This is a genomic window from Flavobacterium sp. AJR (assembly GCF_002156885.1).
Taxonomy (GTDB): Bacteria; Bacteroidota; Bacteroidia; order Flavobacteriales; family Flavobacteriaceae; genus Flavobacterium.
Window position 1 is genome coordinate 1 of record NZ_NCWQ01000002.1, and the last position, 15,627, is coordinate 15,627.

Below are 15,627 nucleotides of genomic sequence, written 5' to 3' on the forward strand. Positions count from 1 at the left end.
AAAAACAAAAGGATTTCCACTTCTATCGGGGCTAAAAAATTCTCAGATATGCAAGAAGCAATCGATTATCTTTCAAATAAAAGTCCAATTTTCCAGGCAATCATAAAGGAGTATGGGTTGCCACCAATCCCGAAGCGACCACAAGGATTCGAGACATTGGTTTTGCTTATTCTAGAGCAGCAAGTATCTATAGATTCAGCGAAAGCTACATTTTTAAGAATTAAAGCATATACAACTTGTAATCCCGAAACATTAGTAATCTTATCCGATGAAGAGTTTCGTGCTTTGGGTGTAAGCCGACAAAAAACAGCATACATTAAAATATTAGCTTTAGCGATATTAAATAATGAAATCAATATTGAAAGTCTGGCTACCAAATCAGCCAAAGAAGTTCGTGAGGAACTTATAAAACTAAAAGGAATCGGGAATTGGACCATCGATATTTATTTGATGTTCTGTCTTCAGGAGCCCGATTTAATTCCGCTTGGAGACATCGCTGTCGTAAATACAATCAAAGAATTGCTTGATATTCACGACAAAACAGAGATGGAAAACCTTACCTCACAATGGAGTCCATATCGTTCTTATGCTACATATTTGCTTTGGCATTATTATTTAAAGAAAAGAAAAAGAACTATTACCTATTAACTGCCTGTTTTTTAAAAGAAAAGTGCATAGATTAATGGATTTTTTCATTGTAAAAAAGGATTCTTTAACTACTTTTGCAATCGAAATTATAGAAAAAATAAAAAACGAAAATGACCGCAGACAAACTAACAACTTTCGATGTATTAATCGAAATACCAAGAGGAAGCAGAAATAAATATGAGTACGATTTTGAAATAAAAAGAATGCGTTTCGACAGAATGTTATTCTCTTCAATGATGTACCCAGCCGATTACGGATTTATTCCTGAAACTTTGGCTCTTGATGGCGATCCACTAGATGTATTAGTTCTGGTAAATGAGCCTACTTTTCCTGGATGTGTTATGGAAGTAAAACCAATCGGTGTTTTCCATATGGCAGATGATAAAGGACCAGATGAGAAAATTATTTGTGTACCAGTTTCTGATCCAATCTGGAATTCATTAGAAAACCTTTCGGATATTAATCCACACTTATTAAAAGAAATCGAACACTTCTTCCAGGTTTATAAAGATCTTGAAAACAAACAAGTAGATGTAGAAGGTTGGGGAGACGTAACAGAAGCATTTAATATCATTGCAGAATGTACTAAACGTTTTAATGATATCGAAAATAAACCAGAGGGATTATTTAGTATTAAATAATTTTTATCCTATTCTATTATAAAAAAAGCAGCACTTAGATAAGAGTGTTGCTTTTTTTGTTTAAATTCGTTTAGTTACATTACTAATACTAACCAAAATACCATTAAAAATTATGAATGCATTTATGATTTATTTGCCAATTGTTATGGCAATTATAGGATTACTTTTCATGGCAATAAAAAGGACTTGGGTGTTAAAACAAGATGCTGGTGATGGCAAGATGAAAGCCATTTCAGACCATATTTATGAAGGAGCATTAGCTTTCCTGAAAGCCGAGTATCGATTGCTTACCTTTTTTGTAATTGGAGCAAGTATTGTTTTAGCGGGAATTTCATTTATAGTTCCCACCACACATATATTAATAGTAGTAGCTTTTATTTTCGGAGCATTTTTCTCTGCTTTAGCTGGGAATATGGGAATGAAAATAGCAACCAAAACCAATGTTAGAACCACACAAGCAGCAAGAACTAGTTTGCCACAAGCATTAAAAGTATCTTTCGGTGGAGGAACCGTTATGGGATTAGGAGTTGCCGGATTAGCTGTTTTAGGGTTAACCGGTTTTTTTATAGTATTTTTTCAGGTATTTATGGGTGGAGTTTGGACTTCATCTGAAGATATGACAAAAGTTTTGGAAACATTAGCAGGATTTTCATTAGGTGCTGAGTCGATTGCATTATTTGCAAGAGTAGGAGGAGGTATTTATACTAAAGCTGCCGATGTAGGTGCTGATTTAGTTGGTAAAGTCGAAGCTGGAATTCCAGAAGATGATCCTCGTAATCCAGCTACAATTGCAGATAACGTGGGAGATAATGTGGGAGACGTTGCAGGAATGGGAGCCGATTTATTTGGTTCGTATGTTGCTACAGTTTTGGCAGCAATGGTTCTTGGTAATTATGTAATAAAAGATATGGGTGGGAATATCCAAGATGTTTTTGGAGGAATCGGACCAATTTTATTACCAATGGCAATTGCTGGTTTCGGAATTTTGTTCTCTATTATTGGAACGACATTAGTAAAAATTACAGATGATAATGCAAAAGAAGCACAAGTACAAAAAGCATTGAATATAGGAAACTGGGTTTCGATTGTTCTAACTGCTATTGCTTGTTATTTTTTAGTACAATATATGTTACCAGAAACGATGCAAATGAGTTTCTTTGGAGAAGGTTCTAAAGATATTTCTTCAATCAGAGTATTCTATGCTACCATTGTTGGATTAATCGTAGGAGGAGCTATTTCTTCAGTTACCGAATATTATACAGGATTGGGTACAAAACCAGTATTGGCAATTGTACAAAAATCAAGTACAGGCGCAGGAACAAATGTTATTGCAGGATTGGCAACAGGAATGATCTCTACATTTCCTACTGTACTTTTATTTGCTGCAGCAATCTGGATATCTTATGCATTAGCAGGATTTTATGGAGTGGCATTAGCAGCATCTGCAATGATGGCAACAACAGCAATGCAATTAGCAATTGATGCTTTTGGACCAATATCTGACAATGCTGGTGGAATTGCTGAAATGAGCGAATTACCAAAAGAAGTTCGTACAAGAACAGATATTCTGGATTCAGTAGGAAATACTACAGCAGCCACAGGAAAAGGATTTGCAATTGCTTCGGCAGCATTAACTTCATTGGCACTGTTTGCGGCGTATGTAACATTTACTGGTATTGACGGAATTAATATTTTTAAAGCACCAGTTTTGGCAATGCTTTTTGTGGGAGGAATGATTCCTGTAGTTTTCTCAGCTCTGGCTATGAATTCTGTAGGGAAAGCAGCGATGGATATGGTGTACGAAGTACGTCGCCAGTTTAGAGAAATTCCAGGAATCATGGAAGGAACTGGAAAACCAGAATACGCAAAATGTGTAGATATTTCGACTAAAGCCGCTTTACGCGAAATGATGCTTCCAGGAATCTTAACGATTGGTTTTCCTATTGCGATTGTTCTTTTAGGGAAATTAGTTTACGGAAGCAACAACCAATTAATCGCCGAAATGTTGGGTGGTTATATGGCTGGAGTAACTGTTTCGGGAGTTCTTTGGGCAGTTTTCCAGAATAATGCAGGAGGAGCTTGGGATAATGCAAAAAAATCTTTTGAGGCAGGAGTGCTTATTAACGGAGAAATGACCTATAAAGGCTCGGATGCGCATAAAGCAGCCGTAACTGGAGATACAGTTGGAGATCCATTTAAAGATACATCAGGACCATCGATGAATATTTTGATAAAACTAACTTGCTTAATCGGATTGGTAATTGCTCCGATATTAGGCGAAGGACATTCGGCTTCGGGAATGGCAGAAGGAGGTTCTTGTTGTGCTAAAACAGAAATGCATGGCGGACATTCTAAATGCGATATGTCTAAAATGGCAACAATGACCAGAGAAGAATGTGCACAAATGTGTAAAGAGAAAGGATGCAGTCCAGAAGAAACTGCAAAATGTTTAGCTAACTATGATGCAAACGGAAAATACCTTCATAAAAAAACGGATTGTTTTGATACAACTAAATACACCAAAACGGATGCAGTTCGTGTAGAAATTGTAAACGTAAATGGTCAGGTTGTAGGAACGGTTAGAACTACAAGAAATGGTAAAGTAGATGAAAAGGTTTTTAAAGGAACAGCAGATGAGGTTAATGCTCAAATTGATGCTTTGAAATAATAAAATGACTTATCAATCTTAAATACTTACACTTTGTCAAAGTGCTAAAAACAAAAAATGCCTCTAAATATTAGAGGCATTTTTTTTATGTTTTAAAACAATCCGTTTAGTTCGGCATCAATTCTATTAATGATGTCTCCTAAATCTTCAGGATTATCAACAAAGTTTATGTTGTCAACATCTATAATCAATATTTTTCCTTTAGTGTATGTTTGAACCCAAGCTTCATATCTTTCGTTCAAACGGCTTAAATAATCAATAGAAATAGAGTTTTCGTATTCGCGACCGCGTTTATGAATTTGTCCTACTAAGTTAGGAATAGAGCTTCTTAGGTAAATTAATAAATCGGGTGGTTTTACCAATGTTTCCATTAGTTCAAACAATGAAGTGTAATTCTGGAAATCACGACTAGTCATTAATCCCATAGAATATAAGTTGGGAGCAAAAATATAAGCATCTTCGTAAATGGTTCTGTCCTGAATAACTTTTTTACCGCTTTCGCGAATTTGTTGCACTTGGCGAAATCGGGTATTTAAGAAATAGATCTGCAAGTTAAATGACCAACGCTCCATTTGATGGTAAAAATCATCTAAATATGGGTTGTCGACAACTTCTTCAAAGTTGGGTTCCCACTTAAAATGTTTAGCCAGTAATTTGGTTAGAGTTGTTTTTCCTGCGCCTATGTTTCCTGCTATTGCTATGTGCATTACGGTATTATGATTTTATAATTTGTAATTCCTCCAATTGTAAAAATAGATAAAATTTGGTCTTTGTAATAGAAATTACCAAACGTTTTTTCTGAAATTTCAATTTGCAAAGGATCTCCTGATTCGGGGGTACTGATGTCTTTAAAAAACAACAAATTAGCTTTTTTGTAAATGTATTGATTGTTGTTAAGAATCGTCAAAGCATCAAAATCGGGTATTTTCCCAAAAGCAATAACTTTGCCGAAGATGTCACAAGAAAACCAATTGTTCTTTTCGTCTACCCAATAAAAAACGTTGAAATTCGATTGATAGTATTTTATATTTCCTGAAAGTGGAGTTGAAACAGTTTTGTACTCATCCTTTAAATAGTTGTAAAGACCAATTTGCTGGTTTAATGTATTGTAAATCCAGAGCTGGTTTTGGGAAGCAATCCCAACTCCAGAAGCGAGGATTGGGGTTGTATTTTTAGAAAAATTAATTCGGCTAGTTTCATTAAACTGATTATCTAGTAAAACCACAGTATTGAAATCTTCATAAAATAAAACAACTTTAAGCGGATTTTCTAAATCAGCTTTGGTAATCTTTCCTAAAGAGATGTTTTTATATTCGTAGGCATCTTTACCGTTTGTCTTTATAAAACGGTTGTCTTTTATTAAATATACAAAGCCAAAAGTATCGGTTCCTGAAAATTGATCAGCATCAAAAGTTATACTATTTACAGTAGTGATTTGGATTTTCTTATCCTGAGAAAAAGCTGCTGAAAAGGAGCAAATAAGAATCAGAAGTATCAAGTTTTTATACATTGTTGTTTTGGTTTTAATAACTCTGATTTTGAATAGGCCAAATTACAAAAAAACTCAATTGCTATTTGCTTTAGCATAAATATTTGGACTAGGAATGATTATACAGCACTACTTTTTTAGGGATGTCTTGTTTAAAGCCACATTTGTCTATCGTTTCAGGCAATTGATATATTAGTTTTTTTAGACTTTGAGATTAGTAATAGCTTTGGTTAATAATCTAATAATTAGACAGAACCATTTTAAAGATAGCGCTATGATGAATAAAATATTTTTTACACTTATTGTGATGTTTGGATTTTATCAGGCACAGGCACAAAAAGACTTTCAGGGAATGGCAATTTATGAGTCTAAAACACAAGCTCCAAAATTTAATGGAATGGAAGGCAACAGAGATATTACTCCCGAGATGCAAAAAGACATGGAAGAGCACATGAAAAAAATGCTCGAAAAAACATTCATACTTAATTTTGATCAGTCAGCTTCGATTTATAAAGAAGAAGAAAAGCTAGATATGGGAGGACAAGAAGGTGGAGGTTTTAGAATGATGGGTTCTATGATGGGCAGCGGCGGAACTTTTTATAAAAATGTAAAAGCTAAATCGTATACCGTTGATAAAGAATTTATGGGAAAAGAATTTCTAGTCGTGGATTCATTGCCAAATATAAAATGGAAACTAGAGGGTGAAACCAAGCAAATAGGAGGTTATACATGTTATAAAGCCACGATGGTTAAAACAGTTAATGAAGCAGATATTAGAAATGTTAGACCCAAGAATCCTGATACTAAAAATGAAGAATCAAAAAAAGTAGAGAACCCTAAGAAAGAAGAGAAAGGAACAAATTTCATGGAGAGTTTTGACGTTCCTAAAGATATAATTGTAACTGCTTGGTATACGCCAGATATTCCTATAAACCAAGGTCCTGAGAATTATTGGGGTTTACCAGGTTTAATATTAGAAATTAATGATGGGAGAACCATTATATTATGCTCTAAAATTGTTTTGAATGCAAAAGATAAAGTTGCAATAAAAGCACCAACAGCTGGCAAAAAAACTTCTCAGAAAGTATATGATGAAATTGTAATAAAGAAAATGAAAGAATTTCGGGAAATGCATCCTAATCGTAGCAGATCAGGCGGAGCAGCAACTCTTATAGTTAGATAATTTAATTTAATTATAATGAAAAACATACTCTCATTTTTTACTCTTTTGGTTACAACCATATCATTATCTCAAAGTATTAAATACGATGGCTTTATCTTGGACGAAAACAAACATCCGTTAGAAATGGCCAATATTATGGCTGTTAATATAGGCACGAAAGCAATGGATTCGTACGGAATAACCAATTATAAAGGAAAGTTTCAGTTGAGTTTAAAACCAAATTCATCCTACAGCATAAAAATTAGTTATCTCGGAATGAAATCTAAAGAGATAATAATTACAACACAATCTATAAATATTTCTCAGAATATTGTTTTGGATAACCTCGGGATAGAACTTGAGGGAGTCGAGATTGTGCGCGAAATGCCAGTCTCTATAAAAGGAGACACGATTGTATATAACGCAGATTCATTTAAATCTGGAACAGAAAAAAAACTAGAAGATGTTTTGAAAAAACTACCAGGAGTTGAGGTAAACGCTGATGGTGAAATAGAAGTAGAGGGCAAAAAAGTTTCTAAATTAATGGTCGAAGGCAAAGATTTCTTTGATGGAGATACAAAACTAGGAGTCAAAAACATTCCCGCTGATGCGATTGATAAAGTACAGGTGCTAAGAAATTATAATGAAGTTGGTGCATTAAAAGGATTAGAGAATGATCAGGATAATGTAGCCATGAATATTAAACTTAAAAAAGGAAAGAATAATTTTTGGTTTGGAGATATGACTGCCGGAATAGGAGTTGGCGAACTCGATAGTCGGTATGTAATTAACCCGAAAGTGTTTTATTATAGCCCTAAATATAGTATTAATGTGATTACCAATTTTAATAATATAGGCGAATTGCCTCTTACAATTCAGGATTATTTTAAGTTTACGGGCGGTTTTAGGAGTATGATGAAAAAAGGTGGAAGTAGTTTTGATGTTTCTTCTAATGATTTAGGAATTTCGCTTTTGCGAAATAATCGAGCAAAAGAAATCGAAACCCAATTTGGAGCCACCAATTTCACTTATAACGCTACTAAATCTTGGAGTTTAAGTGGTTTCGGAATTATTTCTTCGGCTACGACCGAACTCGAAACTAAATCTCAAATCTCAATACTAGAATCTGGAGATCAACAAAAAAGTGATGAACTAACACATCAAAAAAATAATCTGGGACTTTTTAAATTAAGTTCGACTTATAAACCAAACGCAAAATTTCAGTTTGATTATGATGTTTTAACAAAACTATCCAAACAAGAAGAGAATAGTAATTTGTTGCGAGAATCGATTGTAGATAATACGACTGCAACCGAGAATATATTTACAAATAAAAAGCAAGATCCAACATCTGTCAATCAAAATCTGAGTTTGTATTATACCAAAAATGACAAGAATATTTTTGCTTTTGAAGCCCAGTATTTATATCAGGATGAGAACCCGTTTTATAATGCCAATTTGCACAGTCAGCCGTTTGATTTATCGGGATATATCTCAGGTCAGGACAGAAATGATTTGAATCAGAATCGGTTTGTGAAAACAAATAAACTAGATGCTAAATTTGATTACTATTATATGGTAACTCCTAAGAGTAATATTAACGTGACGATTGGGAACACGTATTCTCATCAAAATTTTAATTCCCATATTTTTCAAATCTTGGATGATGGCACCACCAATGATTTGAATGCTGCAGAAAATAATAATCAGGTAAATTATAACTTTAATGATGTGTTTTTAGGAGTACATTATAAAATTCTGGCGGGTAAATTCACCTTTACTCCAGGAGTGAGTGTACATTCGTATAAGATGGAAAATAACCAATTAGGTTCTGGTTATTCGCAGAATTTTTTTAGAGTTCTACCCGATTTGTTTGCTTTGTATCAGATAAAAAAATCAGAAACATTAACCTATGATTTTTCATTGAGCAATAATTTCACCGATATTAATCAGTTGGCTTCTGGTTACGTTTTGTCTAATTATAGTAATTTGTTTCAAGGGAATCGATTCTTAGAGAATGCAACTTCTCAAGTACATTCTTTGCGTTATTTTAAATACAATATGTTCAATTTTGAAAATATTTTTGCCGATGTAACCTATACTAAAAAAGTAGATGCTGTAAAAACGAAGTCTGATTTTGCAGGAATAAACCAATCTTCGATGCCTTATAATTCTAATTTAGCCGACGAAACTTTTTCAGGATTGGGAAGTTACGGACGTTCATTTTTAAAGAACTATAAAGCATCCGTAAATGCGAGTTTAAACTGGTCTAAGTTTAATAATATCCAGAACTACTCACCTTCAGTAACCGAAAGCTTTAGCCAAAATTATACGGTAAAAGCAGCTACAAATTATAAAGATTTGCCTAATCTAGAATTTGGTTATACTTTCTTGGTTAATGAATATAGTGGTTCTACTTATTATACAGATAAGCCTTTTGCTAAGCTGGATTACTATTTTTTAGAAAGTTTTTCTTTTGTTGCCGATTATGAATTTTACCATTATTACAGTAAGAATAAGGCAATCGATAACGAATACGATTTTTTAAATGCTAGTTTGGTTTACCAAAAAAAGGATAGTAAATGGGAGTATAAAGTCTCGGCTACCAATTTGTTAAACACAAAATATTTAAATGATGATAGTTTTTCGCAGTTTTCTACCAGAGTTTCGCAATACACAGTTCAGCCTCGATATATAATCTTTTCGATGAAATATAATTTGTAGTTGTTTGTGTGTTAATTCTTTTTCATCCTAAAAAAAGAAGATATATTTGTGTAGCTTATTAATAATTAATTACAATTTGTATGCGAAACTTTTTGTCTGGCACTTTAGTGCTTTTTTTTGTAACATCATTTTCATTTGCACAAAACCAAACTCTCGAGAAAGGTTCTTATTTGTCTAAAGATAATGATCAGGGGTTAAAGATAAAACTGAATCTACTGGAAAATAATAAGTATGAATTGGTCTTTTTGGAAGGTGACTATGAAGTAAAAGAAGATTCATTATTACTAAAAGGGAAAAATAGAGATGGAGTAGTTTTCGATGTTGACTACACTTATGATAAATCGGAGAGTGCAGGAAAACTGAAAGTTAAATTTGCTGAATCATTATATTATGGTTTTTATATTGGTACACAAAACGGAACAGATCCAGTTCAGTACCAAAAAATATCTGATATAGAAGTTGTTGGAGACCCAAGTGCAGATTCATCATTGAATTTTGAAATTGATCATGCTCAATTTTTATATCTTGTTTATGAAGGATATGATAGTAATACCCCAAGTAAAGTATTAAAATATGAGATTCCTGCCAAAGCTACAGGCGTAGCGATAAAGTATCAACCGTATTCTGATAATCCTGAGTTAAAAGGTTTTTTTGATAAAAAGAAAAATGAGTTGGTGGTTTTTGAAATATCGGGTAAAAATCCGTTGACTTTTCAAAATGCAAAAGCACTTAATAAGGAATCAGTAAAAACAAAGTTGCTTCCTCTGGAAAATAAAAGTATTACAGATTGGACTTATCCAGGCAAAGAACCGCTTCTTACAGAAGATTGGGGAGTTGGTACAGATAGTGTAGCTACAGCGGTTTATGATGTTGCCCCAAAAGTAAATTTTAAACTAAAAGTAGAAAAATCTTTAGCAGACGCCATAAAAGTAACCAAAGTTACAGGCGATAAGTTTTTGATTGTATATAATGATATCAATAATAAATCGGCTCAAGATGATTTTGATGCATTTGTCATAGCTCAAGAAGTGAGCATAGGATATAATTTTTACGATGCTTATGATGCTCAATATGATAGATTTAATTATTATTTAGCGACCAAAAGTGATAAAGCCTGGTTGAAGAAAAACAAGATAACAGATTCACCAAGTATAATTGTATTGGATGAAAACGGAGCTGTTTTAGCAACTGCAAAATCAACTTTGGTAGATAAAACAGATATGTTCTCTTATTATGGATCTTTATTTAACAAATTTAAAAAAACCTATGCAAAGAATAATTTTGCTAAAACAATTACCAATAAAAAAGCCAGTGATGCTGAACTGATAAAAGCATTTAATGATGTTGCAGCACTTGGGAATATTAGCGATTATGACTATGATTATGGTACTGAAGAGCCTAAAGAAGGAGATTTTAAATTTATTAAATTCGATCTGGATAAAAAACAAGCGCAACAAACTTGGGATAAGATTATTGTGACACATCAAAAAGACGCAAAACCGAATATGATTTTGGTCGAAGCTATCTTGCAGGAAATTAAAAGTGTTGGTTTTAATAAACAAGTTTTTTCGGTAGATAAAGTTTTAAACGATACCGATTTTAAATCGATAGATTACCTGATAAAACATTATGATGCTATCGAAGCGTTGCGTACAGAATATAATGCTCAAGATGAGTCGCGTGTTGCAATTGGTAATATAAACACAGAAATTTCGACTGCTTTACAGAATAACACAAGTTTGTATGTAGATGAAAATACAGAAGCAAAATCCGATTCGGAAAAAGTAATGGAAACATACAAGAAGTTAATTTCTAGCGGAAAAGGTAATTTTGATTCTTATAGAAATTATTTCTATTATTTAGCTGCACATGCCGTAAATGAAGATGTTGGCAATACCTATTTAAAAGAATTTGACGCTTATTTTAATAAGGTTTTGGCAACGCAGGAGAATGTTATCCAAAGACTAGACGAAATATATAGTACAGATGTTACTGCGTCTTATTTCGATTGGAAAGAGTTTAAAGAATACCATACTAATCTTTGTAATGATGTGGCTTGGTATACAGTATTACATTCAAACGATGCAGGTTCTATAAAGAAAGCAATTATATGGTCAGAATACAGTTTGGTTGTTAAAAAGAACGATCCGTATTATCTGGATACATTGGCACAATTGTATTACAAAGACGGACAAAAAGAAAGGGCTATTAAAATGCAACAACATGCTGTAGAACTCTCTAAAGATGTCGAAGAAGAAACTAAGATAGAAATGCAGGAAACATTAGTTAAAATGCAAAACGGAACTTATTAGATTAAAAAAGCCTTTGAAGATAACTTCAAAGGCTTTTTTGGTTTTTAAAAGTGCATTTGGTGTATTTTAATGCAATAATATATTATTTTAGAAATATAAGCAATTCCTTTTATAATATTGATTATTAGCTCTAACCAATTACGATGATTTTTGTTTTTGTTCATCATTCATAACTTTTTAGTTTTTCGTTATTGTTAATGAGCTTTTATGATTTTACGTGTTTTAAAAACCTAAGAATTAATTTTGAAAAAAAACAATTCGTAGCTCATCTGATACAATTATACTTATGTCTAACACAATTGTAAATGATATAATGAATGTTTTTTATACTTTATTTTTTAATACCAACCATTACTTTAATCTGGTAAGCGGTTAAGGTTTTCTTTCCTTTTGTAACTTTTCCATTTGCACTAATGTAAGTTAAAGTGATAGTGTATTTTGGGCTATCTACTTTTTGAATTACTTTTTCATTTGTATTGTTATTTCGGCTAAAGTTGGAATTTGCATTTACAAAATCATTTATTTTTAAAGGAACTATGTCCTGATTGATTTGTAAATCAATTCCATAATCAGTTTTTTTAGACTTTATAGTGTAATTTTTCCCATCTATCGAAGTACAATTGTTGCATTCAAAATCATTGTTATAGGATATTGTAAACAAAAAGTCTTGTCCATGAATGTTTTCTACTTGATTATCTTCATTTCCATAAAAATAATAGTAGAACGAAGTATCTATGTCATCCTTTCGATCATAATAATATCGATATTCAAACCCTAGGCTATTCATTACTTCATTATCACTAGGAGATTTGTCTTTTTTAAGTAAAGCTTCTAATTTTGCTTTAGCATAAGGAACCATAATTTTTGTACCATAATTGTCTTGTAGAAATGTAACAATACTACTTAAATCCTGTTCTTGCTCAAAAGTTAGTTTTTCTTTTTTAGCCTTTTCCATATACATTTCAAATCTTGATAATTGACTGTATTTTGAAATTGAATTAGCGCTTTGAGGACCAACTAATGAAAGTAAAGCTGCTAGACACATACTTATCGGAATGAACTTTATTTTAGGTTGTTTCTGGATTAAAAAATAGGTCACAACTATTGTAAGCCATATTGATAATAACAGAACATAATAACGCTCATGCGTAAATCCGTAAAGATTAATTCGGTACAAAATTGCCCAAAACAGTAATCCCAGTAGCGGAATTAATAGAAAATAAAACAAACGATTAAAAGTTCTTATCCAGAGATTAGCTTTTTCGGTTGCAATAGGATGAACCAATAAAAAAGAAAGAATCCCGAAAATAGCAAATACCAAAACAAGATAAGAAACCCAGCCAACAGGTAAAGATAGTGTTACAAGAATTTTTGCTTCATAACAAATCAAGATCACCAAGTATAGACTTATTAAAGGTAATAAGACATACTGAGTAAAGTTTTTAAGACCTTTTGGGTAATTAAGAACTAAAGGCGATTGTTCATTATTGGTTTCTGGAACTCCACTTAAAAAGAAAGTAGTATTAAAAATTCCGCTGATGATAAAAAAGATATGAAAATAAATATGATCATAAAATTCTACATGAAATAATTCATGAACAGCTAATATCGCCAAAGCTAAACCAGCATATAGTACAATGCTGTATAAACCAGCCGTTAAAATTCGGAGGAAAAGTTGCTTGTTAAATTCCCAAAACTCATCCTGATTGTATGCTCTGGGCAAAAATCCTGCAAATGAAACTAACAAATGCAAAGCAATGTTAAGGACTATAAATTGTTGTATTTCTATTTCTGTAATATCTTCATGAAAATTGAAAATAAATAGAAAGATTAAAGATCCCAGTATGATACTGGTTAGGTAACGTAGAAGGTTGTTCTTTTTTGCGGCTATAAAAAATAAACTAACAGAAAGGAATAAAACTAAGCATAAAGAGCAACTCATTAAAGCTTTTACATAAAGCTCTTTGTTTGGATCGTCATACTTTGCTTCGTTGAGAATAATGGTGAGAATAGTTCCTGTAATCGAGATTAAAATTTCTAATGGAAATCTAAGAACTGTCTTTAGTGTTGAGTTTAAAACGTTTTGAAAAGAAGGGAATTTTGCCATATTTTTTTGGTAGGTTTTGTTCTACGAAGGAAAGAAAATAGAAGCACATTGCCAAAGAAAAACCCCGAAGTCTGCATTTGCAAATTTCGGGGTTTAATATATACTAAGATTTATTTTAAGCTTCTAAAAAGAACTTCAAATTACAATCCAAAAGCAGCTTTTACCTGGTCAACAAAATCAAGTTTTTCCCATGTAAATAACTCTACAGTAACTGTTTTTTCATTTCCTCCCGGAGCAGAAAAAGTTTTAGTTACAATTTCTGGTTTACGACCCATGTGCCCGTAAGCAGCAGTTTCGCTATAAATAGGATTTCTTAATTTTAAACGTTGTTCGATAAAGTAAGGACGCATATCAAAAATAGCTTCTACTTTTTTAGCGATTTCACCGTTAGTTAAGTTTACTTTAGATGTTCCGTAAGTATCAATAAAAATACCCATTGGTTTTGCAACACCAATTGCATAAGAAACTTGTACCAAGATTTCATCAGCAATACCAGCAGCAACTAAGTTTTTAGCGATATGACGTGTAGCATAAGCAGCACTTCTATCTACTTTACTTGGATCTTTTCCAGAGAAAGCACCACCACCGTGAGCACCTTTACCACCGTAAGTATCTACAATGATTTTTCTTCCTGTTAATCCAGTATCTCCGTGAGGACCTCCAATTACGAATTTCCCTGTTGGGTTAATGTGATATTGAATTTTATCGTTAAATAAATGTGCGTGAGTTGGGTTCTTAGCAATAATTCTTGGAATAAGAATTTCGATAATATCCTTTTTGATTTTAGCAAGCATTACAGCTTCTTCATCAAAATCATCATGCTGAGTAGATATTACAATTGCATCAATACGTGTTGGCTTATTGTCATCACTGTATTCTAATGTAACCTGAGATTTAGCATCAGGACGTAAATAAGTGATTTCTTTGTTTTCACGTCTTAAAATAGCTAATTCTTGTAGTAATTTATGAGATAAATCAAGTGCCAAAGGCATATAATTTTCAGTTTCGTTAGTTGCATAACCAAACATCATACCTTGATCACCAGCTCCTTGTTCTTCAGGATTTGCTCTGTCAACACCTTGATTGATGTCTGCAGATTGTTCGTGAATAGCAGATAAAATTCCGCAAGAGTTTGCCTCAAACATATATTCGCTTTTCGTATAACCAATTTTTCTGATTACTTCGCGAGCGATCTGTTGTACATCTAAATATGTATTTGATTTTACTTCACCGGCCAATATTACTTGTCCAGTTGTTACTAAAGTTTCGCATGCTACTTTAGAATCTGCATCAAATGCTAAAAAATTATCAATTAATGCATCTGAGATTTGATCCGCAACTTTGTCTGGATGTCCTTCGCTAACAGATTCTGACGTAAATAAATAAGCCATAATATTTATTAAATTAAAATTATAAAATTAAGCGAGGAAAAGAAATAATTGCTGGAAATGCTAAAGGAGGATTCCTGCTTTAGCATTTTTTAAAACTGAAATGAAAATCTTTCAGCATCCATAATGAATGTTTTCATTATGAAGAGGTTGCAATCAGTCCAAATTTTTCCTCTGTATTCGGCTGCAAAGGTATAAAACCATTTTGAATTGCAAATTAATCTTTTGTTTTTTTAATTTAATATACAAAAATTTAACATATTCGACTTGTTCTATAGAGTTTAGAAAATAAATCGACATTTGTTTGGTAGACTAAAAAATAGTTCGCAAATTTGCCCCAACAAAACAAAAGAAAAATGAAATTCACTGTTAACAATATGATGTCTTGTAAGATGCCGGAGTATTCCGCAGAGATACTATTGTAGTTTATTTTCAAAAATATACATAGAACCTCTGCAAATTGCAGAGGTTTTTTTGTTTAATGAAGA

At 32.5% G+C, this 15,627-nt stretch carries 10 protein-coding genes; 6 read left to right on the forward strand and 4 right to left on the reverse strand.

Annotated features, from left to right (window positions below; genetic code table 11):
• From B8T70_RS00435 to B8T70_RS00445, 3 genes are all read left to right on the forward strand, one after another.
• On the forward strand, positions 1-648 hold a 648-nt coding region (locus B8T70_RS00435), incomplete at its 5' end, for a DNA-3-methyladenine glycosylase (protein ID WP_242667409.1).
• 110 nt (positions 649-758) lie between these two features.
• Positions 759-1,289: an inorganic diphosphatase gene (locus B8T70_RS00440; RefSeq protein WP_035619852.1), complete on the forward strand. Its 531-nt coding sequence runs from the start codon at positions 759-761 to the stop codon at positions 1,287-1,289.
• Positions 1,290-1,401: 112 nt separating this feature from the next.
• The gene (locus B8T70_RS00445; RefSeq protein WP_086893539.1) at positions 1,402-3,957 is read left to right on the forward strand and encodes a sodium-translocating pyrophosphatase; all 2,556 of its coding nucleotides are present in this window, start codon (positions 1,402-1,404) and stop codon (positions 3,955-3,957) included.
• A gap of 92 nt (positions 3,958-4,049) precedes the next feature.
• Here B8T70_RS00445 and B8T70_RS00450 read toward each other — a convergent pair whose 3' ends face one another.
• The gene (locus B8T70_RS00450) at positions 4,050-4,664 is read right to left on the reverse strand and encodes a deoxynucleoside kinase (protein WP_039112480.1); all 615 of its coding nucleotides are present in this window, start codon (positions 4,662-4,664) and stop codon (positions 4,050-4,052) included.
• Complete coding sequence (locus B8T70_RS00455; protein WP_086893540.1) at positions 4,664-5,467, reverse strand: hypothetical protein; 804 nt, start codon at positions 5,465-5,467, stop codon at positions 4,664-4,666. Before B8T70_RS00455 ends, B8T70_RS00450 begins: the two co-directional genes overlap by 1 nt.
• A gap of 253 nt (positions 5,468-5,720) precedes the next feature.
• Between B8T70_RS00455 and B8T70_RS00460 the strand changes: the two genes are divergently transcribed.
• The 3 genes from B8T70_RS00460 to B8T70_RS00470 all read left to right on the forward strand — a co-directional run bounded on the left by B8T70_RS00460 (position 5,721) and on the right by B8T70_RS00470 (position 11,644).
• Positions 5,721-6,629, forward strand: coding sequence for a GLPGLI family protein (locus B8T70_RS00460; protein WP_369827321.1), 909 nt, complete (start codon positions 5,721-5,723; stop codon positions 6,627-6,629).
• A 15-nt stretch (positions 6,630-6,644) separates the two neighbouring features.
• On the forward strand, positions 6,645-9,332 hold the full coding sequence (locus B8T70_RS00465) for a carboxypeptidase-like regulatory domain-containing protein (RefSeq protein ID WP_086893542.1): 2,688 nt from the start codon (positions 6,645-6,647) through the stop codon (positions 9,330-9,332).
• Between the two features lie 80 nt (positions 9,333-9,412).
• A complete protein-coding gene (locus B8T70_RS00470; RefSeq protein WP_086893543.1) occupies positions 9,413-11,644 on the forward strand; it encodes a hypothetical protein in 2,232 nt (743 codons plus the stop codon).
• Between the two features lie 331 nt (positions 11,645-11,975).
• Here the strand turns inward: B8T70_RS00470 and B8T70_RS00475 are convergent, their stop codons facing one another.
• Together B8T70_RS00475 and metK are read right to left on the reverse strand one after the other, a co-directional pair.
• Positions 11,976-13,751, reverse strand: a complete 1,776-nt coding sequence (locus B8T70_RS00475) for a DUF4153 domain-containing protein (RefSeq protein ID WP_086893544.1) — start codon at positions 13,749-13,751, stop codon at positions 11,976-11,978.
• A 140-nt stretch (positions 13,752-13,891) separates the two neighbouring features.
• Positions 13,892-15,142, reverse strand: coding sequence for a methionine adenosyltransferase (metK, locus tag B8T70_RS00480; protein ID WP_039112471.1), 1,251 nt, complete (start codon positions 15,140-15,142; stop codon positions 13,892-13,894).
• Positions 15,143-15,627: the final 485 nt, after the last annotated feature.

Coding starts and splice junctions, on each gene's coding strand:
- B8T70_RS00440 (WP_035619852.1), top strand. CDS start 759: ATGACCGCAGACAAACTAACAACTTTCGATGTATTAATCGAAATACCA.
- B8T70_RS00445 (WP_086893539.1), top strand. CDS start 1,402: ATGAATGCATTTATGATTTATTTGCCAATTGTTATGGCAATTATAGGA.
- B8T70_RS00450 (WP_039112480.1), bottom strand. CDS start 4,664: ATGCACATAGCAATAGCAGGAAACATAGGCGCAGGAAAAACAACTCTA.
- B8T70_RS00455 (WP_086893540.1), bottom strand. CDS start 5,467: ATGTATAAAAACTTGATACTTCTGATTCTTATTTGCTCCTTTTCAGCA.
- B8T70_RS00460 (WP_369827321.1), top strand. CDS start 5,721: ATGATGAATAAAATATTTTTTACACTTATTGTGATGTTTGGATTTTAT.
- B8T70_RS00465 (WP_086893542.1), top strand. CDS start 6,645: ATGAAAAACATACTCTCATTTTTTACTCTTTTGGTTACAACCATATCA.
- B8T70_RS00470 (WP_086893543.1), top strand. CDS start 9,413: ATGCGAAACTTTTTGTCTGGCACTTTAGTGCTTTTTTTTGTAACATCA.
- B8T70_RS00475 (WP_086893544.1), bottom strand. CDS start 13,751: ATGGCAAAATTCCCTTCTTTTCAAAACGTTTTAAACTCAACACTAAAG.
- metK (WP_039112471.1), bottom strand. CDS start 15,142: ATGGCTTATTTATTTACGTCAGAATCTGTTAGCGAAGGACATCCAGAC.